The organism is Pseudomonas sp. EA_35y_Pfl2_R5 (genome assembly GCF_963970805.1).
Taxonomy (GTDB): domain Bacteria; phylum Pseudomonadota; class Gammaproteobacteria; order Pseudomonadales; family Pseudomonadaceae; genus Aquipseudomonas.
This window is the reverse complement of sequence record NZ_CAXAOW010000014.1, coordinates 36,469-61,108: the sequence shown is the minus strand read 5'-3', so window position 1 is coordinate 61,108 and position 24,640 is coordinate 36,469. Positions and strand designations below refer to the sequence as shown.

Annotated in this window: 25 protein-coding genes; 16 read left to right on the top strand and 9 right to left on the bottom strand. The window is 60.2% G+C overall.

Features of this window, described 5'->3' with window-relative positions:
- The first annotated feature begins 3 nt into the window (after nucleotides 1-3).
- From AACX99_RS18750 to AACX99_RS18740, 3 genes are all read left to right on the top strand, one after another.
- Nucleotides 4-531 carry a TRAP transporter small permease gene (locus tag AACX99_RS18750; protein ID WP_339413943.1) on the top strand — a complete coding sequence of 176 codons (528 nt, stop codon included), beginning with the start codon at nucleotides 4-6 and terminating at the stop codon, nucleotides 529-531.
- Entirely contained in the window at nucleotides 532-1,812 is a 1,281-nt protein-coding gene (locus AACX99_RS18745; RefSeq protein WP_339413942.1) for a TRAP transporter large permease, read from the top strand.
- An 81-nt stretch (nucleotides 1,813-1,893) separates the two neighbouring features.
- Nucleotides 1,894-2,802 carry a DMT family transporter gene (locus AACX99_RS18740; protein WP_339413941.1) on the top strand — a complete coding sequence of 303 codons (909 nt, stop codon included), beginning with the start codon at nucleotides 1,894-1,896 and terminating at the stop codon, nucleotides 2,800-2,802.
- A 21-nt stretch (nucleotides 2,803-2,823) separates the two neighbouring features.
- Here AACX99_RS18740 and AACX99_RS18735 read toward each other — a convergent pair whose 3' ends face one another.
- Nucleotides 2,824-3,579, bottom strand: coding sequence for a FadR/GntR family transcriptional regulator (locus AACX99_RS18735; protein WP_339413940.1), 756 nt, complete (start codon nucleotides 3,577-3,579; stop codon nucleotides 2,824-2,826).
- A gap of 139 nt (nucleotides 3,580-3,718) precedes the next feature.
- Here AACX99_RS18735 and AACX99_RS18730 point away from each other — a divergent pair, with 139 nt between their 5' ends.
- The gene (locus AACX99_RS18730; RefSeq protein WP_339413939.1) at nucleotides 3,719-4,594 is read left to right on the top strand and encodes an aldose 1-epimerase; all 876 of its coding nucleotides are present in this window, start codon (nucleotides 3,719-3,721) and stop codon (nucleotides 4,592-4,594) included.
- A gap of 716 nt (nucleotides 4,595-5,310) precedes the next feature.
- A complete protein-coding gene (locus tag AACX99_RS18725) occupies nucleotides 5,311-5,523 on the top strand; it encodes a hypothetical protein (RefSeq protein ID WP_339413975.1) in 213 nt (70 codons plus the stop codon).
- Between the two features lie 59 nt (nucleotides 5,524-5,582).
- Here the strand turns inward: AACX99_RS18725 and AACX99_RS18720 are convergent, their stop codons facing one another.
- The gene (locus AACX99_RS18720; protein WP_339413938.1) at nucleotides 5,583-7,082 is read right to left on the bottom strand and encodes a helicase HerA-like domain-containing protein; all 1,500 of its coding nucleotides are present in this window, start codon (nucleotides 7,080-7,082) and stop codon (nucleotides 5,583-5,585) included.
- Between the two features lie 127 nt (nucleotides 7,083-7,209).
- Between AACX99_RS18720 and AACX99_RS18715 the strand changes: the two genes are divergently transcribed.
- The gene (locus AACX99_RS18715; protein ID WP_339413937.1) at nucleotides 7,210-9,087 is read left to right on the top strand and encodes a methyl-accepting chemotaxis protein; all 1,878 of its coding nucleotides are present in this window, start codon (nucleotides 7,210-7,212) and stop codon (nucleotides 9,085-9,087) included.
- Between the two features lie 128 nt (nucleotides 9,088-9,215).
- Here the strand turns inward: AACX99_RS18715 and AACX99_RS18710 are convergent, their stop codons facing one another.
- The 3 genes from AACX99_RS18710 to purU are packed head-to-tail and all read right to left on the bottom strand — an operon-like array spanning nucleotide 9,216 to nucleotide 10,752.
- On the bottom strand, nucleotides 9,216-9,401 hold the full coding sequence (locus AACX99_RS18710) for a hypothetical protein (protein ID WP_339413936.1): 186 nt from the start codon (nucleotides 9,399-9,401) through the stop codon (nucleotides 9,216-9,218).
- A 28-nt stretch (nucleotides 9,402-9,429) separates the two neighbouring features.
- Nucleotides 9,430-9,855, bottom strand: a complete 426-nt coding sequence (locus AACX99_RS18705; RefSeq protein WP_339413935.1) for a CBS domain-containing protein — start codon at nucleotides 9,853-9,855, stop codon at nucleotides 9,430-9,432.
- A gap of 45 nt (nucleotides 9,856-9,900) precedes the next feature.
- The gene (gene purU, locus AACX99_RS18700) at nucleotides 9,901-10,752 is read right to left on the bottom strand and encodes a formyltetrahydrofolate deformylase (protein WP_339413934.1); all 852 of its coding nucleotides are present in this window, start codon (nucleotides 10,750-10,752) and stop codon (nucleotides 9,901-9,903) included.
- A 302-nt stretch (nucleotides 10,753-11,054) separates the two neighbouring features.
- On the opposite strand from purU, the gene mvaT reads away from it, so the two are divergent.
- Nucleotides 11,055-11,429 (top strand): histone-like nucleoid-structuring protein MvaT, encoded by a 375-nt coding sequence (gene mvaT / locus AACX99_RS18695; RefSeq protein ID WP_339413933.1) that lies wholly within the window; start codon nucleotides 11,055-11,057, stop codon nucleotides 11,427-11,429.
- 102 nt (nucleotides 11,430-11,531) lie between these two features.
- On the opposite strand, the gene sbcB is transcribed toward mvaT, so the two are convergent.
- Nucleotides 11,532-12,962, bottom strand: coding sequence for an exodeoxyribonuclease I (sbcB, locus tag AACX99_RS18690; protein WP_339413974.1), 1,431 nt, complete (start codon nucleotides 12,960-12,962; stop codon nucleotides 11,532-11,534).
- A gap of 170 nt (nucleotides 12,963-13,132) precedes the next feature.
- Between sbcB and AACX99_RS18685 the strand changes: the two genes are divergently transcribed.
- The 7 genes from AACX99_RS18685 to AACX99_RS18655 all read left to right on the top strand — a co-directional run bounded on the left by AACX99_RS18685 (nucleotide 13,133) and on the right by AACX99_RS18655 (nucleotide 20,983).
- On the top strand, nucleotides 13,133-13,894 hold the full coding sequence (locus AACX99_RS18685) for a hypothetical protein (RefSeq protein ID WP_339413932.1): 762 nt from the start codon (nucleotides 13,133-13,135) through the stop codon (nucleotides 13,892-13,894).
- A gap of 100 nt (nucleotides 13,895-13,994) precedes the next feature.
- Nucleotides 13,995-14,717 (top strand): RDD family protein, encoded by a 723-nt coding sequence (locus AACX99_RS18680; protein WP_339413931.1) that lies wholly within the window; start codon nucleotides 13,995-13,997, stop codon nucleotides 14,715-14,717.
- On the top strand, nucleotides 14,714-15,694 hold the full coding sequence (locus AACX99_RS18675; protein WP_339413930.1) for a stage II sporulation protein M: 981 nt from the start codon (nucleotides 14,714-14,716) through the stop codon (nucleotides 15,692-15,694). Before AACX99_RS18680 ends, AACX99_RS18675 begins: the two co-directional genes overlap by 4 nt.
- Nucleotides 15,681-17,258: a DUF4129 domain-containing protein gene (locus AACX99_RS18670; protein ID WP_339413929.1), complete on the top strand. Its 1,578-nt coding sequence runs from the start codon at nucleotides 15,681-15,683 to the stop codon at nucleotides 17,256-17,258. The genes AACX99_RS18675 and AACX99_RS18670 overlap by 14 nt, the downstream gene beginning before the upstream one ends.
- On the top strand, nucleotides 17,255-18,508 hold the full coding sequence (locus tag AACX99_RS18665) for a DUF4350 domain-containing protein (protein WP_339413928.1): 1,254 nt from the start codon (nucleotides 17,255-17,257) through the stop codon (nucleotides 18,506-18,508). The genes AACX99_RS18670 and AACX99_RS18665 overlap by 4 nt, the downstream gene beginning before the upstream one ends.
- An 86-nt stretch (nucleotides 18,509-18,594) precedes the next feature.
- Entirely contained in the window at nucleotides 18,595-19,611 is a 1,017-nt protein-coding gene (locus tag AACX99_RS18660) for an AAA family ATPase (protein ID WP_339413973.1), read from the top strand.
- A gap of 40 nt (nucleotides 19,612-19,651) precedes the next feature.
- On the top strand, nucleotides 19,652-20,983 hold the full coding sequence (locus AACX99_RS18655; RefSeq protein ID WP_339413927.1) for a DUF58 domain-containing protein: 1,332 nt from the start codon (nucleotides 19,652-19,654) through the stop codon (nucleotides 20,981-20,983).
- A gap of 68 nt (nucleotides 20,984-21,051) precedes the next feature.
- Here AACX99_RS18655 and AACX99_RS18650 read toward each other — a convergent pair whose 3' ends face one another.
- The 3 genes from AACX99_RS18650 to AACX99_RS18640 form a co-directional block, all read right to left on the bottom strand.
- Nucleotides 21,052-21,789, bottom strand: coding sequence for a nitroreductase family protein (locus AACX99_RS18650; RefSeq protein WP_339413926.1), 738 nt, complete (start codon nucleotides 21,787-21,789; stop codon nucleotides 21,052-21,054).
- A 95-nt stretch (nucleotides 21,790-21,884) separates the two neighbouring features.
- Nucleotides 21,885-22,367, bottom strand: a complete 483-nt coding sequence (locus AACX99_RS18645; RefSeq protein WP_339413925.1) for a glutathione peroxidase — start codon at nucleotides 22,365-22,367, stop codon at nucleotides 21,885-21,887.
- A 222-nt stretch (nucleotides 22,368-22,589) separates the two neighbouring features.
- Nucleotides 22,590-23,075, bottom strand: a complete 486-nt coding sequence (locus tag AACX99_RS18640; RefSeq protein ID WP_269380130.1) for an FKBP-type peptidyl-prolyl cis-trans isomerase — start codon at nucleotides 23,073-23,075, stop codon at nucleotides 22,590-22,592.
- Between AACX99_RS18640 and AACX99_RS18635 the strand changes: the two genes are divergently transcribed.
- Entirely contained in the window at nucleotides 23,044-23,415 is a 372-nt protein-coding gene (locus tag AACX99_RS18635; RefSeq protein WP_339413923.1) for a DUF3565 domain-containing protein, read from the top strand. The genes AACX99_RS18640 and AACX99_RS18635 overlap by 32 nt on opposite strands.
- Complete coding sequence (locus AACX99_RS18630) at nucleotides 23,416-24,603, top strand: acetate kinase (RefSeq protein ID WP_339413922.1); 1,188 nt, start codon at nucleotides 23,416-23,418, stop codon at nucleotides 24,601-24,603. It abuts the gene before it with no gap.
- Nucleotides 24,604-24,640: the final 37 nt, after the last annotated feature.

Genomic DNA, 24,640 nt, shown 5'->3' with positions numbered 1-24,640 from the left:
CTCATGAAAAACTTGCTGTTACGCATCAACGACGTGATTTACCAAGCCTGTATCTGGGTAGCTGGCACCGCCATCGTGGTGATGGCGCTGATCATTCCCTGGGGCATTTTTGCCCGCTACGTGCTGGGCAGCGGTGCCGGTTGGCCGGAACCCATTGCGATCATGCTGATGGTGCTGTTCACCTTTATCGGTGCCGCCGCCAGTTACCGGGCCGGTGCACACATGGCCGTAACCACCTTTACCGACCGCCTCTCGCCCACCTGGCAGCCCTACATCAGTCTGCTGGTGCAACTGCTGATGGCCGCCATCGCGCTGTTTATGACCATCTGGGGCATCAAGCTGTGCGCGGCCACTTGGAACCAGTTTATGAGCACACTGCCGACACTGCGCGTAGGCATCAGCTACTCGCCTATTCCGATTGGCGGTTTTATCACCCTGATCTTCGTCCTTGAGCGCCTGTTCCTCGGCGACCAAAGCCATCGCCGCGTGGTCAACTTCGAGCTGGTTGAAGACAGCAAGGAGGCCGTGTAAATGGACGCTCTGATCCTGCTTGGCAGCTTTATGCTGCTGATTCTGCTGCGCGTACCTGTGGCCTATTCGCTGGGTTTATCGGCCTTGCTCGGTGCCTGGTACATCGATATTCCGTTCCACGCGATCATGATTCAGATCAGCGGCGGCGTGAGCAAATTCTCCCTGCTGGCCATCCCGTTCTTCGTCCTGGCTGGCGCGATCATGGCCGAGGGCGGCATGTCGCGGCGCCTGGTGAATTTTGCCAACGTGCTGGTGGGCTTCGTACGTGGCGGCCTGTCGCTGGTCAACATCCTCGCCTCGACCTTCTTCGGCGCAATCTCCGGTTCGTCCCTGGCGGACACTGCCTCGGTCGGTTCGGTGCTGATTCCAGAAATGGAAAAGAAGGGCTACCCGCGTGAATACTCCACTGCGGTCACCGTCAGCGGGTCGGTACAAGCGCTGCTCACCCCGCCCAGCCACAACTCGGTGCTGTACTCGCTGGCGGCTGGCGGCACGGTGTCGATCGCCTCGCTGTTTATCGCTGGTATCGGCCCTGGCCTGCTGCTCAGCGCGGTGATGATGAGCCTGTGCCTGTTCTTCGCGCGCAAACGCAATTACCCCAAGGGCGAAGTCATCCCGCTTAAAGATGCACTGAAAATCTGCGTGGATGCGCTGTGGGGCCTGTTCACCATGGTGATCATCCTCGGCGGCATTCTCTCGGGCATTTTCACCGCCACCGAGTCAGCCTCGATTGCCGTGGTCTGGGCATTCTTCGTGACCATGTTTATCTACCGCGACTACAAGTGGCGCGAGCTGCCCAAGCTGTTGCACCGCACGGTGCGCACGCTGTCGATCGTGATGATCCTGATCGCCTTCGCCGCCAGCTTCGGTTACATCATGACGCTGATGCAGATTCCCTCGAAGATCACCGCGCTGTTTCTGACCCTGTCGGATAACCGCTACGTGATCCTGATGTGCATCAACTTTATGCTGCTGGTGCTCGGCACATTGATGGACATGGCGCCGCTGATTCTGATCCTCACGCCGATCCTGCTGCCGGTGGTGATGGACATTGGCGTCGACCCGGTGCACTTCGGCATGATCATGCTGGTCAACCTGGGCATCGGTCTGATCACTCCGCCGGTGGGTGCGGTGCTGTTTGTCGGCGCGGCCATCGGCAAGGTCACCATCGAAAACACTATCAAGTCGCTGCTGCCGTTCTACGCCGCGCTGTTTATGGTGCTGCTGGCGGTAACCTATGTTCCGGCCATTTCGTTGTGGCTACCGAGTGTGGTGCTGTAAGCCAGCCCCCAAGCTGTCGCAATGCGTCATGATCCCCTGGAGCCGCCGACCTGGCGGCTCCTTGTTTTGTAAGGACACTGCATGTCTGCCGCGCTCTTCCCCCGCCATATTGCGGTGCTGATTCTAGCCACCCTGGCCTGCTCGTTCGCTGGCGGGCATATCGCCGCACGCATCGCCTTCGACCATGACACCGGCCTGTTGCTGGCGATGCTCTGCCGCTCCGGCGTGACCATGCTGGCGCTCATCGCACTGGTGCTGTGGCGCCGTGAATCACTGCGGCTGAAACCGCAAACCTGGGGCTGGCAACTGTTGCTTGGTTTGCTGATCGCGGTGCAGAGTTTCTGCATTTACTCGGCGGTGGCGCGAATTCCGGTGGCCCTGGCGCTGCTGGTGGTCAACCTCGCACCGATCATGCTGGCACTGCTGACCTGGGCCCTCGGCGGGCCACGGCCAACCGCGCGGGCGGCGTTGCTGATGGGGCTGATTCTATTCGGCTTGGTACTGGTGCTTGACCTGCCAGCGCGGCTGTCGGGGGCAACCCAGATCGATGCCACCTGGATCGAAGGCGTATTGTTCGGGCTGACGGCGGCGGCCGTGTTTGCCTGCGCCCTGTGGGTCACCGAAAACCGCCTAAGCGCAATGCCGGGTACGGTGCGCAGCATGCTGACCATGCTGGTGGTATTTATTGCATCAGCCCTGGCCGGTGCTGGCGGCTTGCTACCGGGCGGTATGGGCCTGCCGTCGGCCGGCCTCGGCTGGGTCGCCCTGGCCTGCCTGGTACTGCTTTATGGCACGGCGTTTTCCACGTTATTTATCCTGGTCACGCGGCTAAACATCGCACGCAATGCGCCAGTGATGAACATGGAGCCGGTGGCTGGGCTGATATTTGGCTGGCTGATTCTCGATCAGCTCCTCGGCGGCATACAGATTATCGGCGGGCTGATCGTGGTCAGCGGCATCGTGCTGCTGACCTACCGCCGGCCGGCCTGAAGCATGTCAGGCCAGCGTGGTTCAGGCCTGCTGAGCTTGCGCCTCGGCGGCTTCGTGAGCCTGGCGCAGGCGCTCGCGGCTGTTGGTCAGATGCAGGCGCATGGCCGCGCGCGCGGCATCGGAATCCTGGCGGGCGATGGCTTCAAAAATCTGCTCATGCTCGCGGCTCAGACGCGCCATGTAATGCTCCTGATCATCGTGAGCAATGCGTGCCGAGTTCAGCCGCGTGCGCGGAATGATGCTGGTGCCCAGGTGGCTCATGATGTCGGTGAAATAGCGGTTGCCGGTGGACTCGGCAATCAGCAGGTGGAACTGGAAATCCGAGGCCACCGCATCGCCCGCCTGCGACACGCTCTGATACAACACATCCAGCACCTCGCGCATGGACGCCAGTTGCTCGGCGCTACGGCGCTGCGCCGCCAAGCCGGCCGATTCAACTTCCAGGCTGATGCGCAGTTCGAGAATCGCCAGCACATCGCGCAGGGTAACGATGGTTGCTGGATCAATACGAAAACCGCTGGGACTCGGCGTATCCAGCACAAAGGTGCCGATGCCGTGACGCGTTTCGACCAGGCCGGAAGCCTGCAGCCGCGACAAGGCCTCGCGCACGACAGTGCGGCTAACGCCCTGCTCTTCCATGATCGCCGACTCGGTCGGCAACTTGTCGCCGCGCTTGATCACCCCATCACGGATGCGCTGCGACAGCTCGGTCACCAATTCCTGAGCGAGGCTGCGGTGCTTTCTGCGGGCGCGTGGCGGGGTGTTCAGATTATCCATATCGGCGGTCTTTCTCGGCTGACGGCTAAAGCGCAATCATAGCCCAGGCAGTTGTACGATGACACACTCCTTGAGTCGCAGTTCCCGCACAAACTCGATTTATCCATCACGGTGAATTTTCTGCCCGAGCGCAACCGCCATGCTGAGCAAACTGCTGATCCTCGAAGACCAATTGACGCGCCTAGTTCTGGCCCCAGAGCTCGGTGGCAGCATCGTCAACTGGACCCTGCGCGCCAACGGTCACGCGCTGCTGCGTTCCAGTGATCAGCAGGCCTTGGAAGCGGCTAACCCACGCCGTCTGGCCTGCTACCCGTTGGTGCCCTGGTCCAACCGCATTGGCCAGGGCGGCTTCAGCAGCCCGGACGGCTGGTTTGCCCTGGCGGCCAACAGCCCCAACGACCCGCTGCCGATCCACGGCAGCGCTTGGCAGCAGCCCTGGCAGGTCATCGAACAGAGCGCGAACGAGGCCTGTCTGCAACTGCAAAGCGCCGTGCCTTTTGCCTACCGCGCGCAACAACGCTTTCGCCTGCATGACGGCTGCCTGCTGATGCACTTGCAGGTCACCCACCTGGACCCACGCGCGGCCTGGCATGGCCTGGGCTGGCATCCGTATTTCCCGCGTACCGCCCACACCCGCCTACGCGCCGTAGCGCGACAATTCTGGCAATGCGACCAGGCGCGCCTATCCAGCGAATTGGCGCCATTGCCGGCTGACTGGAACTTCGCCGAAGCTCAACGCTTGCCAGCCGAGCAGATCGACAACGCCTTTACCGGCTGGGATGGCAGCTGCGAGATTATTCAGCAAGACGCCGGCTATCAGCTGCACTGCCGCAGCCAGGGCACCGACTATTTCATCCTCTACACCCCAGCGGGGCAGGATTTCTTCTGCTTCGAGCCGGTAAGCCATCCGGTCAATGCTCACCATCTACCAGGGCAGCCAGGCTTGTATTTGCTACGCCAAGGACAAACCTGTCAGCTGTCCCTTGAGGTGCAGTACCGGGCGCTGCCCAGTTAGTTCTGATGCCAACTACTTGGCAGAGCCGCCAATAAACTTAATAAAGCGAAGAAAACCCGAGGCGAATTATCCCCACCACATCCAGCAGGATGATTTACGCAACTGCCTAGCGGCGTCTATGGCCTTAGGCATTTCATTGGTGCTGCAGAAAAGCTTAAAAACATATCCGATATCAACCCGCGTAATGAGCCTCAATAACCAGCGTCAGTTATTGAGGCTCAATGCCAGATGCTTTGCCGAGTAGGAATAGTCGTGCTTAGTCGCGATGTGGCCTGTGACTTAATCGAACGCGCAAATATGGATTAATGGCGCCCACCCGGGGATGTCTCACCGAGTTCATATGGCATTGGTTTTCAAGCAAAAGTCAGCCCCGCACAGCCCATTGCCCGCAATCGCAGGCTGAGACACCGTATAAAAACGACCAGCTCGCAATCAATGCGCAGAACGATGGTCTGCAGCTAGCGCATTAATACGCAGGCTGGACTTTTGATCGGGCTTCGCCATAATTGCCAGGCGCAGCCAAATAGCCCTTCAACAAACCTGACAATTCGCTCAGGTACCCACGTTTAAAGGGCAACGGGTGACAACGCGATAGTCACTGCAACTATTCGCCGCGCCTATAAATGCGTTTTATCTAAAACTATTTGGCCGCTTCAGGTGTCTACGCGTTATGCCTGATATTCAGCCAACATCTATTCAAGACCATGGGTAACTACGTGACGAAAGACGAACTGCGCGCCGAACTTGAGCGCCAGGCGCAGCGTTACAAGGATGTATACGGCGGGGAAGTGATTACCTACGCCGCTCAACCGGATCCCGAGCGCAAGCCATGGCGCAAGAAGGCTAACCTTCTCGACCAAGCGTTTGAAAAAGAACTGGAAAAAATCGAAAAAGAGCTGCAAAGCAAAGCCGACGAGGCCTCTGGCTGACGCCCCGCCGCCTGCTGCCGGATCACCTGGCCATCCCTGCTCCGGGATGGCCACTTGGCTCAACGCCCTTTACCACCCATCAGCGAGCCCAACAGACCGCGCACGAGTTGACGGCCGATCTGATTGGCCGCCTGGCGCATGGCTGTTTTCATCACCTGACTGGCCAGGCCACCGAGTAGCTCGCCAGCAGCACCCGCAATCCCACCACTGGTCTCCGCCTTCTTGCCGGCAGCGCTCGGCTTGCTTGGCTCTGCCTGTTGCGCGGCCTGCTCGGCGCGGGCGGTCAGCAATTCATAGGCGGACTCACGATCAATTGGCTTGTCGTAGCGCCCCCGCAACGGCGACTGCTGAATCAAAGCGGCGCGCTCACTCTCGCTCAACGGCCCGATACGCGATTGCGGCGGCGCCACCGCAACACGCTGAACCATGGCCGGGGTGCCTTTAGCCTCTAGCGTGCCAACCAGCGCCTCACCGATCCCTAGCTCGGTAAGCACCGTCAGCGTGTCGATGGCCGGATTGGGCCGGAAGCCATCGGCCACCGCGCGCAGCGATTTCTGCTCTTTGGCGGTAAAGGCGCGCAGGCCGTGCTGAATTCGTAGGCCAAGCTGCGCCAGCACATCTTCGGGCAGATCACCCGGCGACTGGGTGACGAAATACACCCCCACGCCTTTTGAGCGAATCAATCGCACCACCTGTTCCAAGCGTTTCTGCAAGGCCTTGGGCGTGTCGGCAAACAATAGATGCGCCTCATCGAAGAATAGCGCCAGCAGCGGTTTGTCGGCATCACCACGTTCCGGCAGCTGTTCGAACAGCTCGGCCAGCAACCACAGCAGGAAGGTCGCGTAGACCTTCGGCGCCTCGTGCACCAGGCGGCTGGCGTCAAGCAGATGGATGCGCCCGCGACCATCGCGATCCGGATGCAGAATGTCTTCCAATTGCAGCGCCGGTTCGCCAAACAACGCCTCGGCGCCCTGCTGTTCCAGGCCGGCCAATTTGCGTAATAAGGCTTGTGATGAGGTGGCGGTAAACAACGCGCTGTCTTCACCCAGCACCTGGGGATGGCTTTTCAGGTGCGCCAACAGCGCTTTGAGATCTTTCAGATCAAGCAGCAGCAAACCTTCGCGGTCTGCCACCTTGAATGCGGCATAGAGTGCGGCTTGCTGGCTATCGGTCAACTCCAACAGCGCACCGAGTAGCAAAGGCCCCATCTCACTCAGCGTGGTGCGCAGCGGATGGCCGCTCTTGCCCTGCACATCCCATAGCGTGACTGGATAAGCCGTAGGCTGGTGACTGAGCCAGGGCATGCTGGCGATACGTTCAGCCACCTTGCCTTGCGGCGTGCCGGCAGCGCCCAGGCCACAGAGATCGCCTTTGACATCAGCGGCAAACACCGCCACGCCTGCATCGCTGAAGGTTTCGATCAAGCGCTGCAGGGTCACTGTTTTGCCGGTGCCCGTTGCGCCTGCAATCAGTCCATGACGATTGGCCAGGCGCAATGCCTGCCCCACCGGCAGTCCCTGAGGATCGGCCCCTACAACAAACTGCTCGGTTTGCGCCATCTTGTTATCTCCATGGTTAAAGCTTTACTTCAACTAGGCCGACATAGTCAGCATGCCGCATACGTGCGACAGCACTGCCTTACATCAGCTCAAGACTGATGCCAGAACTTACCGGACGCAAGAAGCCATGACTAACAACCTGAAGTTCAGCCACAAGATCCTGCTCGCCGCCTCGCTGGTGGTGATCGCCGCATTCTCACTGTTCACGCTCTACAACGACTACCTGCAACGCAACGCCATCCGTGATGACCTGGAAAGCTATCTGCATGAAATGGGCAATGTCACCGCCAGCAACATCTCAAACTGGCTGTCGGGGCGCATCCTGCTGGTGGAGAACGTTGCCCAATCGGTCGCCCGGGATTCGTCCGCAGACGCCCTGACGGGCCTGCTGGAGCAGAAAGTCCTGGCGTCCACTTTCGCCTTTACCTACCTGGGCAGCGCCGACGGTAGTTTCACCATGCGTCCAGACGAAGACATGCCCGATGGCTACGATCCGCGCCAACGGCCTTGGTACAAGGACGCCATGGCTGCGGCCGGTAGCACCCTAACCGAACCCTATGTCGACGCTGCCACCAGCGAGCTGATCATCACCATCGCCACACCCGCCAAAGCGGCCGGTGTTGTTGGCGGCGACCTGAGCCTCAACACGCTGGTCGAAATCATCAACTCGCTGGACTTTGCCGGCATGGGTTATGCCTTTCTGGTCAGCGCTGACGGCAAGATTCTGGTACACCCAGACAAGTCCCTAGTGATGAAGAACCTCAGCGAGGTTTACCCGCAGAACACTCCACGAATCAGCAGTGATTTCAGCGAAGCAGAACTCAACGGCGAAGACCGAATCCTCACCTTTACTCCGGTCAAGGGGCTGCCTTCGGTGAACTGGCATGTCGGTCTGTCCATCGACAAAACCAAGGCCTACTCGATGCTCAGCGAGTTCCGCGCCTCGGCGATTGTTGCGACCATCATCGCCGTGGTGCTGATCATTCTGCTGCTGAGCATGCTGATCAGCGTGCTGATGCAACCACTGAATGTCATGGGCAAAGCCATGGAGGACATCGCCCAGGGCGAGGGCGACCTGACCAAGCGCCTGAGCATCCAATCCAATGACGAGTTCGGCCGCCTGGCCACAGCCTTCAACCGCTTCGTCGAACGTATCCACAGTTCGATTCGCGAAGTGTCATCCGCCACCAGCCAGGTTAATGAAGTGGCGAAACTGGTGGTCGGCGCCTCCAACTCGTCGATGATCAACTCGGATGAACAAGCCAGCCGCACCAACAGCGTGGCTGCAGCGATCAACGAACTGGGCGCCGCCGCTCAGGAGATCGCGCGTAACGCCGCCGACGCGTCGAATCAGGCTTCCGACGCCCGGCACCTGGCTGAAGACGGCCGCCAGGTCGTGGAAAAAACCATCCAGGCAATGAATGAGCTGTCCGGCAAGATCAGCGCCTCCTGCAGCAATATCGAAACCCTCAACGGCAAGACGGTGAATATCGGCCAGATTCTCGAGGTGATCAAAAGCATCTCCCAGCAAACCAACCTGCTGGCGCTCAACGCGGCCATCGAAGCGGCCCGCGCTGGTGAGGCCGGCCGTGGCTTCGCCGTGGTAGCCGATGAAGTACGCAACCTGGCCCACCGCACCCAGGAATCGGCGCAGGAGATCGAGAAGATGATCGAGGAGCTGCAAGTCGGCTCCCGCGAGTCGGTCACCACTATGACCGAAAGCCAGCGCTACAGCGAAGAAAGCGTGGAGATCGCCAATCAAGCCGGCGCACGGCTGAGCAGTGTGACTGAACGCATCGGAGAGATTGATGGCATGAACCAGTCGGTAGCCACCGCCACCGAGGAACAGACCTCGGTGATCGAATCGCTAAACGTCGACATCACTGAAATCAACACCCTTAACCAGGAAGGCGTGGAAAACCTCAACGCTACACTGCGCGCCTGTGGAGATCTGGAGCAACAGGCCAGCCGTCTCAAACAACTGGTCGACAGCTTCCGCATTTAAGGTATTGACCACAATCAGCTGCGCTTGGGCCCTGCGGCGTTAAAACAGGCTCGTAGGACTCAAGCTCGCAAGGTCATAGCCGGCTGTAGCGGGAATAAAACAAACGGGGCGCTCACTGAGCGCCCGTTTTATTTCGGCTTATCGCTGTTTGTTGGCGGCTGGTGGGCTTGCTGCAATTGCCACCACAACTCGGCAGCATCGGCAAACTCGGTGCCGTCTTCAGGGCTCAACGCCTTTGGGTCATAGCGCTGCGTACAACCCTCCCCGAGCACAGGTGGCGCACTGGATGTTGCACGCTCAAGGGGATCAGTCATAACGCCTCCAGTGCATGTCGTTCAGGCCTCAGTTAGTCGCCAGATGCCCTTCGTCATGCTGGGCGAACTCCTTGACTGCACGCAGTACATCGCTGCGGCTGACCTGCCCGATCAAACGGCCCTCTTCGACCACCGGCAAACGCCGACGTCGACCGCGCAGAAAGCGCTCAGAGATTTCGATGATGTCCGCCTCAGGCGAAATCACTTCCACCTCGGTGGTCATATAAGCGCTGACATCACCGCCTGCTGACTCGTAATAAGCCCCGGACAGAATGCCGCGTAAGCAATCGCCCTCCGACAACAGCCCAACCAGGTGCCCTTGCCCATCGACCACCGGTGCGCCGGAGATACGGTGTTCAAGCAAACGGTTGATGGCGGTAAACAGGTTCATTTCAGGCCGGAAAGTCACCAGATTGCGAGTCATGTAATCACGTACTTTGATTGACTTGAGCATCAGTAAACACCTCTGTCTGCGCTGAACCGAACCGTTATCTGTGCCTCAGTCAAACACCACTGTTTTGTTATCGTGCACCAGCACTCGGTCCTCTAAGTGATAGCGTAGACCACGCGACAGCACCATCTTCTCTACATCCTTACCCAGGCGCACCATTTCTTCGATGCTGTCGCGATGGCTGACGCGCACCACGTCCTGCTCAATGATCGGCCCGGCATCCAATTCCTCGGTCACGTAGTGCGAGGTCGCACCAATCAGCTTGACCCCACGCAACGACGCTTGGTGATACGGCTTGGCCCCGACAAATGACGGCAGAAAGCTGTGATGGATGTTGATTACCCGCTGGGAGAACTCCGCGCACAGTGGCGCAGGCAGAATTTGCATATAACGCGCCAATACAATCACGTCAGCGGCATGGGCTTTTATCAAGTGCGCCACTTCGTCAAAAGCCGGCTGTTTATCCTGCGGATTGACCGGCACATGGAAGTACGGAATGGCATGCCACTCAACCATACTGCGCAGATCGTCATGGTTAGAAATCACGCAGGGAATATCGCAATCCAGTTCGTCGCTGTGCCAGCGGTGCAGCAAATCGGCTAGGCAGTGAGATTCTCGACTGGCCATCAATACCACGCGTTTCTTAACCGCCGAGTCGGTCACCCGCCACTCCATGGAAAACTCGCGGGCAATCGGCGCAAAAGCCTGGCGAAAACCATCCAGATCAAATGGCAACGAGTCGGCGCGGATCTCATGGCGCATAAAGAACCAACCACTCTGGTTATCCGAGTGATGGCTCGCCTCAGTAATCCAACCGTTATAGGTGGCCAGAAAGTTACTGACCTTGGCCACGATCCCGACCCGGTCCGGACAGGCAATGACCAATCGAAAAGTACGCATCAACGGCTCCAGCACTCAAATAAAGTCGGCCATTCTAGTCACAGCCAGAAAAAACTGCAGTACTCAAACAGCGCTTGCCAGCTTAGCAATAGTGCACGATTGAACAGTAGCCGCTACGCAAACAGCACAAAATACCGCTGCCATAACTGACCAATAACTAGGCATGTACAACAGGCCACGCACTCAACTAGTTACTTAACAATACAATTCATAAAAAATACCAATAAAGCGGTTTACTTGTGAAAAGTGCCTGACTACTATTGCTATCACTTAATCGCCAATCCCGAATACAGGTACCCACCATGTCGTTGATCAACGAATACCGCGCCACCGAAGAAGCCATCAAAGAACTGCAAGATCGCCTGAAGAACCTGTCGCAAGACGACAAACTGAAAAAAGAACTGGAATTCGAAGGCAAACTGCGCGCACTGATGGGTGAATACCAGAAGTCACTGCGCGACATTATCGCCATGCTCGACCCAGACGCTAAAGGCAGCAAAGCCACTCGCGCTACCAAAACCACCGGCACCAAGCGCGCTCGCAAAATTAAGCAGTACAAAAACCCGAACACTGGCGAAGTTATCGAAACCAAAGGCGGCAACCACAAAACATTGAAAGAGTGGAAAGCCAAGTGGGGCGGTGACGTAGTTGAAGGCTGGGCAACCCTGCTGGGCTAAGCCTGCCGCTCAAGCGACACGCGCTTTAAGCAAAAACGCCAGCAATGCTGGCGTTTTTTATGGGCGCTATTTCAAGAGAACCCCTGGCATTTACCGTATGGACTACAAGGCATAACGCTGACGTAACTGTTCTGCGTAATCACGCCATTCAAGCAAGATGGCTTGCTGCTCTGCGCTAAGATCAGGCAGTACTGCGGCTAGTGCCTGACTGAATTGTTCGAGCGTATTCGGTGCACCATATTCGGTCTGACTCAAACGCTGTTGGCAGAATGTCCACCAACGCTGTTGCTCTTCAGCGTTCAGCGTCGCTGCAAAGTTTCGCGCCCGGTAACGAAACAACAGCTCGGGTAAACGCTCATCATCAAATGGCCACGCGGCTTCGGCCAAACGCTGCGGCTCGGCACGCCGCACCTGTTCGCACAATCGACGATCACGATCACCAATAAAACCACCGTATAACTGCTGTTCGGGATCTTGGTTGGCCGCAAACTGCTCTTCGGCATACACCTGCGCAAGTTTGTCCTGCCACAGTCCTGGATTGCTGCATAATTGTTCGGCTTGCGCCTGATAAGCCGACACATCGAGTTGCAGGCGCTGAATATCCTCCGCGCGAAATACCTTCATCGGCGCAACAACCGGACAACGATTGATATGCAACAACTTCAGTGGCACCGGCAACTCACCCTCAGCCAGTTGATCACGGCGTGTGTATAAACGCGTACGCAATGTTTCAGCTGACTCATTGAGCAACGGCGAGATCTCAGCCTGCAAGTCACAGACAATCAGCGCATTGCGGTTGCGCGGGTGCCAAGCCAACGGCAACACCACTGCCAGGTAATGCCGTGCCCCGGCGTAACGCCCGGAGATATGCACCAACGGCTGCAACAGGCGTATTTGATCCTGCACACGCTGTTTACTGCGCAGTTGATACAAGTAGTCATAGAGTTTGCGCTGTTTGCTGCGCAGCAAGCGTGCCAGAGCGATGGTGGCACGCACATCAGACAACGCGTCGTGAGCCTGGCCATGTTCGATGCCGTTGGCAGCGGTCAGGCGCTCCAGCTTGAGGGTCACCCGACCCTCTTCTTCCGGCCAGACGATACCTTCCGGGCGTAACGCATAAGCCGTACGCACCAGATCGATCAGATCCCAGCGGCTATTGCCACCCTGCCATTCACGGGCATAGGGGTCGAAGAAATTGCGGTACAGGCTGTAACGCGTCACCTCATCATCGAAACGCAGGCTGTTGTAGCCCACCCCGCAAGTACCGGGCAGCGACAGCTCGGCATGCACACGGCTCATAAACTCGGCTTCATCCAGGCCATGCTGCGCCAGCTTGCTCGGGGTAATGCCGGTTACCAGACAGGCTGCCGGATGCGGCAGGATGTCATCGCTGGGCTGACAGTAGATGTTCAGCGGCTCCGCAATTTCATTGAGGTCTTCATCGGTGCGAATCCCCGCCACCTGCAGCGGCCGGTCGCGCCGCGGGTCAATACCGGTGGTTTCGTAGTCGTACCAAAAGAGGCTGGAAGTCACTGTCATGTCCTGATGCTGAGGCGCTGGCAGTCTACCACCCCGCCAGCATCACGCAGACAAGCGCAGAACCTTGCGCCAGCGCACGCCCCGCTCGGTACCTGTACCTTGTGGGGAGTCCTGGCGGCAACTAGAGTGGGAGGCTCGTTAACCACTCAACACAAGGACGCCCCATGAGTGATATAAGCCCCAGCAATCCATACGCCGCTCCCGCCAGCGCGCTGCAGGAAACGCCACGTGAGAGTCAGGTACCCAGCATCGAAGAAGCCTTGAGCCGTGGCTACGACTTCACCATCAGTGACCTGCTCAGTGAAGCCTGGGGGCGGGTAAAAGGCACCAAAGGCATCATCATCGGCGGCTTTCTGGTGTTCTATGTGGTGCTGCTCGCTGCGTCTTTTCTGATTGGCGGATTTTTCGGTTTGCTGGGCGTAGTTGGCGACAGCCCGATGCTGACGGTAGCGGCCGAGATGATTATTGGTATTTTCGCCTCGGCACTGGCTTACCCCTTCATGGCGGGGATCAACATGGTCGGCATCCGCCGCGCCGCCGGCCAACCGATCAGCTTCAATGAGATTTTCAACCACTTCGGCCGTACCATGCCGCTGGTGATTACCGCCATTATCAGCATGCTGCTGATCTACCTCGGCATGTTCTTGCTGATCATTCCCGGCCTGTACCTGGCCATCGCCTATATGCTGGCCATCCCGTTGGTGGTGGAGCGCGGCCTGACGCCATGGCAGGCACTGGAAGCCTCACGCAAGGCGATTACCCAGCGCTGGTTCAAGGTTTTTGGCCTGTTCCTGCTGCTCGGTTTGATCAGCACCATCAGCGCAATCCCGCTGGGCATTGGCCTAGTCTGGACCATTCCGCTGTTTGTCATTTCAATGGGTGTGCTGTATCGCACCATTTTCGGCGTATTGCCTGCACCGCAATAGTCCTCATAAATAGCACCACTGCGCCGGTTCAGATCACTGAGCCGGTTGCTTCCCTGCCTGCTGCTGGCTAGCATCGGGCTTTCCTCGACGCAGTCTGCCGATGTCGCCCACGCCAACCCCTGCTTCAGTCGCCGCTTGCCCGCTGCTGGATACCCGCTATAAGGTGGAAACACCGGAAGGCATCGACCTGATCCTGCGCCCGGCGGGTGTGGTGCCGCGTGCGCTGGCATTCAGCATTGACCTGCTGATTCGCGGTGCGCTGCTCGCTGCCTTGTTTGCCGTGCTCGCCTTACTCGGCCAGTTCGGCATGGGCCTGGGTACCATCCTGCTGTTTCTCGTAACCTGGTGGTACATGGTGCTGTTTGAAGTGCTCAACCAAGGCCGCTCACCGGGCAAGCAAATGATGGGGCTAAGAGTGATTCATGACGACGGCACGCCAATTGGCTGGGCCGCTTCTCTTACCCGTAACCTGTTGCGCTTTGTCGACATCCTGCCCTTTGGTTACACCCTGGGTATTCTCAGCTGCCTTAATCACCCGGCGTTCAAGCGCCTGGGCGATATCGCCGCCGGGACCCTGGTGGTCTATCGCGATAACGCCCCAACAATCCCTGAACTGCCGCAAGCAGAAGCCCTGCGAGCACCGTTCAGCATGAGCCTGAGTGAACAGCGCGCCCTCCTCAGTTTTGCCGAGCGTGCACAGAGCCTGTCCAGCGCACGGCGTCAGGAGCTGGCAAGCATTCTTGCCGACCCCTTGCAGGTACCTGCCGAGCAGGCCGAGCAGCAGATCCACGGCATAGCCCGTGGTTTGTTGGGGCCGACATGAAACAGAGCCAGTTTGAACACCAGCACCAGACCGACTGGCAAGCCTTCAACACGCAGCTCGAAGCCCTTGAACGCGGCAAGGCCGATAGCCAGCAATGCAAGGCTTTTGCCGCCAACTACCGCAGCCTGTGCCAACACCTGGCCCTGGCGCAGAGCCGTGGCTATAGCAGCCACCTGATCGAGCAGTTGCAGCTGCTGGCCATGCGTGGCCATAAGCAGTTCTATCGCCACCGCAGCCCATTGGGGGCGCAACTGCTCGGGTTTATCCTGGCTGGTTTTCCACGCTTGGTCCGGTCCGAATGGCGCTTTGTCGCGGCCGCCAGCCTGCTGTTCTTTGGCAGCCTGCTGCTGATGGGCACGCTGGTGTATCACTTCCCCGACCTGGTCTACGGGGTGATGGCACCCGATCAGGTCGGCGAGATGGAAAAAATGTACGACCCCGACGCCAGGCGCATCGGCCGCTTCAGCGAACGCGACTCCGGCGATGACTGGATGATGTTCGGCTACTACATCATGAACAACATCGGCATTGCCTTTCAGACCTTTGCCAGCGGCCTGCTGTTTGGCCTCGGCAGCCTGTTCTTTCTGCTATTCAACGGGCTGATGATTGGCGCTGTGGCCGGCCATCTGACACAGATCGGCTACGGTGAAACCTTCTGGTCATTCGTCATCGGCCACGGCTCTTTCGAGCTCACGGCCATTGCCCTGGCCGGCGCGGCGGGCCTCAAGCTCGGCTGGGCACTGCTGGTCCCCGGCCGCCTGCCACGCGGTGAAGCCCTGCGCATAGCCGCCGGCAGCAGCGTGCGGCTGGTCGGCGGGGTGATCGTGTTTCTTCTGCTGGCGGCGTTTATCGAGGCCTACTGGTCATCCATGGACTTGGCCAGCCCGGCGATCAAATACGCAGTCGGCGCCGCGCTCTGGTTGCTGGTACTGGCTTATCTGCTGTTGGCTGGCCGAGGTGTGCATGCGCCTGACTGATGCTAGCGTCGCCATTCGCCCGCGCAGCGCCTGGGAAGCCGTCGACCTCGGCGTGTTGCTGGCCAAACAGCATGCAGGCGTATTGATGCTCAGTTGGGCCTTGGTCACCGTGCCGATTTTCGCCCTACTGTGCCTGCTGCTATGGGATTACCCGAGCATCACCGTGCTGGTTTTCTGGTGGCTGAAACCGGCCTTTGAGCGCCTGCCGCTGTATATCCTCTCGCATGCCCTGTTCGGCGCCACGCCGAGCCTCAAACAGGCACTGAAAGCCCTGCCCGGTCTGCTCAAACCGCAACTGCTGGCCAGCCTGACCTGGCGCCGGCTAAGCCCCACACGCAGCTTCGACTTGCCGGTGATGCAGCTGGAAGGCTTGTCCGGCAAGGCGCGCAGCCAACGCCTGATCGTCCTCGGCCAGCGCGATGCCGGCGGCGCCAGCTGGCTCACCATCGTCGGCGTGCACCTGGAAATGGCGCTGTGGTTCGGCATCATCAGCTTCGTCTATATGCTGCTGCCGGCGCAGATGGAGCTGGACTGGACCTGGGACAGCCTGATCAATGCGGCCTCGGGCGAGTGGTTGTGGCTGGAGCACCTGTCCAACCTGATCTACGTCCTGCTGCTGATCCTCTGGGAGCCAATCTACGTCGCCTGCGGCTTCACCCTCTACCTGAATCGCCGCACCGCTCTGGAAGCCTGGGACATCGAACTGGTCTTTCGTCAGCTACGCCAGCGCCTGACGGGCGTGGCCTATGCCCTGCTGCTGGGCTGCGGCCTGCTGTTGATGCAGCTGCCAAGCAGCGCCATGGCCGCCACAACCGTAAACAGCTGCCCGCTACCGGTTGAAGACCCTATGGGGCCAGAGGCCGAACGACTGCTCAAGCAGCCATTGACCAGTGCCGAAGCGCAAAAGAGCATCGGCCAACTGCTCGATCAGCCGCCCTTCGAACACCGCGAAACCGTCACCCGCTGGCGTCTCGGCGAAGAGCCCAAGGAACCGAGCGAGGAAGACGCCAAGGCCCTGATCGAACTGCTGGAAAAGTTCTTCAAACTCACCGAGTTCTGGAAAAGCGTCGATGCTGTGGCGCTGTTCTTCGAGGTGCTGCTATGGGCAGTGCTGTTCAGCCTAATCGCCTGGCTGCTGTGGCGCTACCGCGACTGGCTGAGCGCCTTTGCCCGGCGCCTGCGTTTGCCGCAGGGACGCACCTATCAACCACCAGAACAGCTGTTTGGCCTGGAAGTGGCGCCACAAAGCCTGCCAGCGGATATCCCCGGTGAAGTGGAACGACTTTGGGACGAGCAGCCACGCGCCGCCCTCGGCCTGCTTTACCGCGCCCTGCTCAGCCGCATGTTGCACGAACAGCGCCTGCCGCTGAAAAGCTCGCACACCGAAGCCGAAGTGCTGCAACTGGTGCAGGCGCTGCAGCAGAAAGACCTCAGCCACTTCAGCCAGGCCCTGACCCGCCACTGGCAGAACCTCGCCTACGGCCATCGGCTGCCGCCAGCTGCGCTCAAACAGGGCCTGTGCAATGCCTGGCGACGCCTGTTCGAACAAGGAGCGCAGGCATGAACCGGCGCATCCAATTTCTTCTCGGTGCTGGTCTGTTGCTGGTACTCGGCCTGCTCGGCATCTACTTGCTGGGCAAACTCACGCCTTATGAGGAAACCCTCGAACACGGCCCAGCCCCCGAGGCCCGGGCCAACCCTTACCTCGCCGCTGAGCACTTTCTGCGCAAACAGGGCCTGCAGGTGCAACGCGCCGATGGCCTGGAGGTCATGAAAGACCTGCCGAGCGCTGGCCAGACCCTGCTGCTGCTCGGCGATCGCAACCGCATGACGCCCAAGCAGGCCGAACGCCTGCTGGCCTGGGCGGCCAAGGGCGGCCACCTGCTGTTTGTTGCCGAACGGTTGTGGGATGAAGATGAAGGCAAGAGCGGCGACCTGCTGCTCGACAGCCTGGGCATCCAGCAATACGAGAGCGAAGAGCTTGACGAGGACGCCAGCGAAGCAGCGGAAGAAGACGCCGCTGCAGAGGACACGGCCGACGCTGAGCCACAAGCCGAACCGCAGGCTGAGGCTGAGGCTGAGGCAAGTGCAGGTTCAGACAATGTCTACCCGGAGCTGACCCAGCTGTATCTGGAAAACGAAGAGGCGCCGGCCTACTTCAACTTCGACACCGATTTTCACCTCTACGATTCCGAGAACCGTGCCCACGCCTGGGCCAACAGCGACGCCGCCACCCACCTGTTGCAGCTCTACCATGGCGATGGCCTGATCAGCGTGGTCAGCGACAGCTGGATCTGGCAGAACCAGAGCATCGGCGAATACGACAACGCCTGGCTGCTCTGGTACATGACCCAGGACAGCCAGGTCACCCTGCTCTACCGTGCCGACCGCGATGACCTGTTCAGCCTGCTGCTCGAACACTTCCCCCAGGCGCTGGTCACCCTGGCGCTGTTGCTGGCATTCGGCCTATGGCACCTGGGCATGCGCCAAGGCCCGCTACTGTTGCCCGCCAGCCGTAATCGCCGCCAATTACAGGAACACCTGCGCGGCAGTGCCGACTTCCTGCTGCGCCACAACGGCCAGCACAGCCTGCTGCAAGGCTTGCAACAAGACATCCAGCGCCGCGCGCGGCATCGTCACCCCGGTTTCGAACGCCTCGCCGTAGCCGAGCAGTGGCAGGTGCTTAGCCGCCTGACCCGCCAACCGTCCAGCGTTATCAGCCAAGCCATGCGGCCGCTGCCCAAGCAGCGTCTGGCCGCCGCCGACTTCACCCGCCAGGTCGCCAACCTGCAAACCCTCAGGAATGCCCTATGACGAGCGAACACACCCCCGAACAGCCGGATAGCGACACCCAACCAGCCCCTGTCGCCGCCGAAACCGTCGAACCTGCTGCCGCCGAAATGCCTGTACCAGCCCCAACACCAGCTGCCCCGGCAGCCGCAGCGGCCAACCCGAATGCGCAGCGCCAACGCGCCAGCCAGTTGGCTCAGGCGCTACGCGCCGAGTTGCAGAAAGCCCTGATCGGCCAGACGACGGTGATCGATGACGTGCTCAGCGCCCTGATCGCTGGCGGCCATGTGCTGGTCGAGGGCGTTCCCGGCCTCGGCAAGACCCTGCTGGTGCGTGCTCTGGCGCGCTGCTTTGGCGGCGAGTTCGCGCGCATCCAGTTCACCCCGGACCTGATGCCCAGTGACGTCACCGGTCATGCCGTGTACGACCTGCAAAGTGAGCAGTTCAAGCTGCGCAAGGGCCCGGTGTTCACCAACCTGCTGCTGGCGGATGAAATCAACCGCGCCCCGGCCAAAACTCAAGCCGCGCTGCTGGAAGTGATGCAGGAACGCCAGGTCACCCTGGAAGGCCGCGCGCTGAATGTGCCGCTGCCCTTTATGGTGCTGGCCACGCAGAACCCCATCGAGCAGGAAGGCACCTACCCACTGCCGGAAGCCGAGCTTGACCGTTTTATGCTCAAGCTGCGCATGGATTACCCCGAGCAGAGCGAAGAGCTGAACATGGTTCGCCAGGTGGCGCGCTCGAGCAAAGCCGACATGCTCGAAGTCACCCCGCTGCGCACCCTGCTGCAGGCCCGCGATGTACTCGCGCTGCAGAAGATCGCCAGCGACCTGCCGATTGATGAGCAGGTACTCGACTACGCCGTGCGCATCGCCCGCGCCACCCGCGCCTGGCCTGGTTTGGCCATCGGCGCCGGGCCGCGCGCCTCGATTGCCCTGGTACGCTGCGGCCGCGCCCGCGCGCTGCTGCGCGGTGGTGATTTCGTGCTGCCAGATGACATCAAGGGTTGCGCCCTGGCCGTATTGCGCCACCGCGTGCGGCTCTCGCCTGAACTGGATATCGAAGGCCTCTCGGTGGATCAGGTGCTGCAACAGCTGCTCGACCAGGTTCCGGCACCGCGCCTATGACCCGTACCTGGCAAAAGCCCGCATTGAAAGGCGCCCCCGCATGAAGCCCTCGCGCGTGCTACTGGCGCTGCTCGCTGGCCTGTTCGCCCTTGGCATTGCCCTGGGCATCTGCAGTGCCCTGGCCATCGCCGTGCCGCGCAGCTTTACCCCAATCTACTGGGGTCTGCTGCTAGTGCTGCTTGGCCTGGCGCTGGTCGACGCCCTGCTGCTGCGCCAAGTGCCGTCGCCACGCATCGAACGCCAGTTGCCCGGTAATCTGCCGCTGGGGCGCTGGAGCGAAGTGCGGCTGAATCTGCACCACAGTTACAACCGTGCGCTGCAGGTTGAGGTGTTCGACCATCTGCCCGGCGATATGGCCTTCGAGCACCTGCCGCTCAAGGTTGATCTACATCCCGGCGAGCAGACTCAGGTCAGCTACCGGGTGCGCCCGCTGCTACGTGGACACTTCCACTTTCCCCAATGCGAGGTCAGCCTACCCAGCCCCATGGGGCTATGGCGGGCCCGCCGTTATTTGCCGCTGGCTGCGGAAACCCGCGTCTACCCCGACTTTGCCCGCCTATATGGCGCGCAGTTGATGGCAGTGGATGACTGGCTCAGCCAGCTTGGCGTGCGCCAACAACAGCGCCGCGGTCTAGGTCAGGAGTTTCACCAGCTGCGCGAGTTTCGCGACGGCGACACGCTGCGGCAGATCGACTGGAAGGCCACCGCGCGCAAACGCACACCGATTGCCCGCGAATACCAGGATGAGCGCGATCAACAGATCATCTTCCTGCTCGATTGCGGCCGACGTATGCGCAGCCAGGACGGCGAGCTGTCGCACTTCGACCACGCCCTCAACGCCTGCCTACTGCTCAGCTATGTGGCGCTACGCCAGGGCGATGCGGTGGGCCTGTCGACCTTTGCCGGCGAGCAGAATCGTTTTCTCGCCCCGGTCAAAGGCCAGGCGCAGCTGAATGTGCTGCTCAATGCGCTGTACGACCTGCACAGCACCCAGCAACCGGCGGACTTTACCGCCGCAGTGGAAAACCTGCTCAGCCGCCAACGCCGCCGCGCCCTGGTGGTGCTGGTAACCAACCTGCGCGATGAAGATGATCAGGCGCTGCTCGGCGCGGTCAAACGCCTGAGCCGCCAGCACCGCGTGCTGGTAGCCAGCCTGCGCGAAGAAGTGCTGGACACCTTGCGCCACACCCCGGTGCAGGACCTCTCCAGCGCCCTGGACTACTGCGGCACCCTGGATTATCTGAGCGCCCGCGCCGGCCTGCACGAGCGGCTGAGCGCAAACAAGGTGCCAGTGCTGGATGCGCGCCCCAGCGAATTAGGGCCGCAGCTAGTGAGCAGTTATCTAGCATGGAAAAAGGCCGGCGTGCTGTAAGAGTCCGGCCATTTCTGCCTTGTCTCGCTCTAGCTCGCGAGATCCGAAACTGTTTCGCGAGCAATAACCTATAGCCAGGTGACGTGCTGCTCCAGCGGAAAACGCAGACGCGGGTTGTACACGCCCTTCTCATCCTGTTTGCCCACCGCCAACAGCATGATCGGCAAGGCCTGACGCGGGATATTCAGGGCTTTGCGTAGGCGCACTTCATCGAAGCCTTCCATTGGGCAGGTGGCATAGCCATGGCTCTGGAAGGCCAGCATCAGATTCTGCGCCGCCAGCGCCGTGGATTTCACTGCCCAGATACGCATCTGCGCCTGGCTGTTGGGGGTACGCATCAGCGGCTTGCGCCAAGCCGCCACGCGCAGCAGCTGACGCTTAAACAGCCCCAGTAAGCCAAATGGCCCCTGGTTGTACTGAAAGGGTGCGGTCTTGTTGTAGAAGCTGTGAATCCGCGCCGGCACTTGCGGCTCCGGCCAGTAGTCAATGATGCTCTGGCAGGCCTGCTTCCATGTATCCGGACGCGCCAGCACGGCAATGATCAGCGGCGCCTTGGCGGCGTTCTGACTCATGCACACCGGGTGTAAACGGGCCAGCAACGCCGGATCGCGAATCACCTGAAAGCTCCAGGGCTGCAAGTTGCAGGAATTGGGTGCGAGCACCGCCAGCTCCAAACAATCACGCACCACATCATCAGGCACCGCTTCGGCGGTAAAACGACGCACCGCGCGGCGACGCTCGATCAGCTCACGCAGCGCGGCGGGGGTAGCGGGGGAAATGGCAGTGTCAGCGGGAAACAGGCTCATCGGGGGCATCCTCGGCAGTTGCCCGATTAAGCCGCGATGCCCGGCCACGAACAAGCCGTATACCGACTTAGTCCGCAGCCTTGGCGCAAATGGCCTTAGCCCAAGGCCTTTTCGATAGCCTGGATGATGCTCGGATCATCCGGCGTGGTACGCGGCGAGAAGCGCGCCAGTACACGGCCGTCATGGCCAACGAGGAACTTTTCGAAATTCCAGGTGATATCACCCGGAAACTCGGCCCCCTCACCCGCCAACAGACGGTACAACGGGTGACGCTCCGGCCCGTTCACCTCAAGCTTGCTGCCCAGGGGAAAGGTTACGCCGTAGTTGAGGCTGCAAAACTCGCGAATGGCTTCCTCGCTGTCGGGCTCCTGCTCGGCAAACTGGTTGCACGGCAGCCCCAGCACGCTGAAGCCCTGCCCCTTGTACTGCTGATAGAGCTTTTCCAGGCCAGCGTACTGCGGCGTCAGGCCGCATTTGGAGGCCACATTGACCACCAACACCACCTGCCCCTTAAAGGGCGCCAGCGGCAGCTCTTGGCCATCCAATGCACGCAGGTTGAGGTCGTGAAAGGCACTCATGGGTAACTCCTTGAGAACACACAGGTTACGTATAGCGGCCAAAAATGGCCGGGAGCCATTTTTAACGTCGCACCGCGACGGCCCGCAGGGTGACCGCCAAGGATGGCGGGTCATAAAAAAGGCGCCTATCTGAAGGCGCCTTTCTTCTGTTGCAGCTTAGCAGTCGAGCCAGCGGTTGATACGACCATAAGTCGACTCGCGGCTATGACATAAGGCTAAACCTTAGTGGTGATGACCACCTTCGCCATGGATATGCCCATGAGCGACTTCTTCTTCGCTGGCATCACGCACGCTGACAACCTTGACCTTGAAGTGCAGGCGCTGGCCAGCCAGTGGGTGGTTACCGTCAACGATCACATCATCACCGTCCAATTCGCGGATGGTGACGATCTGCATGCCGCCATCCGGGCCGGAGGCGTGAAACTGCATGCCGACTTCCAGCTCATCAACGCCTTCGAACATCGAACGGTTAAGGGTGGCTACCAGCTCGGCGCTGTATTCGCCGTAGGCGTCTTCCGGTTCGACTGCAACGTCCAGCTCATCGCCAGCTTGCTTGCCCAGCAGGGCTTTTTCCAGGCCGCCGATGATGTTGCCGGCACCGTGCAGATAAGCCAGCGGCGCGCCGCCTGCGGAACTATCGATCACCTCACCGGCATCGTTAGTCAGGGTATAGTCGATGGAGACGGCCTTATTGGCGGCGATCAGCATGGGGCGAGACCTTTTGCTTGGAAATAAAGAGCGAGCAAGTTTACCCAAGGGCACGCGCGAAAGCGAACCGCACGCAGACGGACGGCCAAGCGCGGCCTTAGTGCGCGTGCTTGATTTTCGTCAGGATGAGCACGGCGATTGGCTGGCAGTATTGTCCTGCGGCCATACTCAGCACCTGCGCCACCAGCCGCCCTGGCAAAATCGCGCCTGGGTCTTGGATGCCCAGCAGCGCCAGACGCAGCTGAAGAAACCTTTCCTTTGCGGCTGGTGCGCGGCTGAAAATTCCGCAAGCGAGGCGCTGACAGAGCGCTCGAACCAAGATTTGAACAAGGAGCGGTAAATGCCCGCGCGCAACATTCTGGTGATCAACTGCGGCAGCTCATCGATCAAGTTTGCCCTAATCAACGACGAGCAAGACGCCTTTATCCTTAGTGGCCTGGCCGAGCGCTTGGGCAGCCCGGATGCGCAAATCCACTGGCAACAGGGCGACAATAACGACAGCCTGATTCTGCCTCATGCCGATCACCGCGCCGCTCTTGCCCAGGTGTTGCCGCTGGTACAGACCGCAGCAGATGGCCGGCTGCACGGCATCGGTCACCGCGTGGTACATGGCGGCGAGCACTTCACCACAGCCTGCCGTCTAGATGCACTGAGCCTTGCCGCGATTCGCGCCACAGCGCCGCTGGCACCACTGCACAACCCGGCGAACCTGCTGGGTATTGAAGCGGCGATCAAATTGTTCCCGACCCTGACCCAGGTGGCGGTGTTCGATACCGCGTTTCACCAGACCCTGCCCGAACACGCTTACCGCTATGCCCTGCCCGACCGTCTGTACCGCGAGCATGGCGTACGCCGCTATGGCTTCCATGGCACCAGCCACCGCTTTGTCAGCCAGCGCGCCGCAGAAATGGCCGGATTAGCGGTGAATGCCAGTAGCTGGCTGGTGGCGCACCTGGGCAACGGCTGTTCAACCTGCGCCATCGTCGACGGCCAGAGCCGCGATACCAGCATGGGCCTGACGCCGCTGGAAGGTGTGGTGATGGGCACACGCAGCGGCGATGTCGATCCCAACCTGCATAGTCATCTGGCCCGCACCCTGGGCTGGAGCCTGGAGCAGATCGAAACCATGCTCAATAAAGACAGCGGCCTGCAGGGCCTTTCCGGCCTGTCCAACGACATGCGCACCCTGGAGCAGGCCCGTGAACAGGGCCATGCTGGCGCCACCCTGGCCATCGAGGTGTTCTGCTACCGCCTGGCCAAATCCCTGGCAGCCATGAGCTGCGCACTGCCGCAACTCGACGGGTTGATTTTTACCGGCGGTATCGGCGAGAACTCGGCGCTGATCCGCAACAAGACCGTCGCTCACCTGAAATTGCTCAACCTAGTGCTCGACGAGCAGGCCAATGCCCGCACCGTGCGCGGCGCGGCCGGGCCTATCCAGGCCCACGGCCATCCGCGCGTGCTGGTCGTGCCGACCAATGAAGAACGCCAGATTGCCCTCGACACCCTCGCGCTACTCGAAGCCTGAGCACATAGCATTCCATTGGGCTTCGCTACGCGAAGCG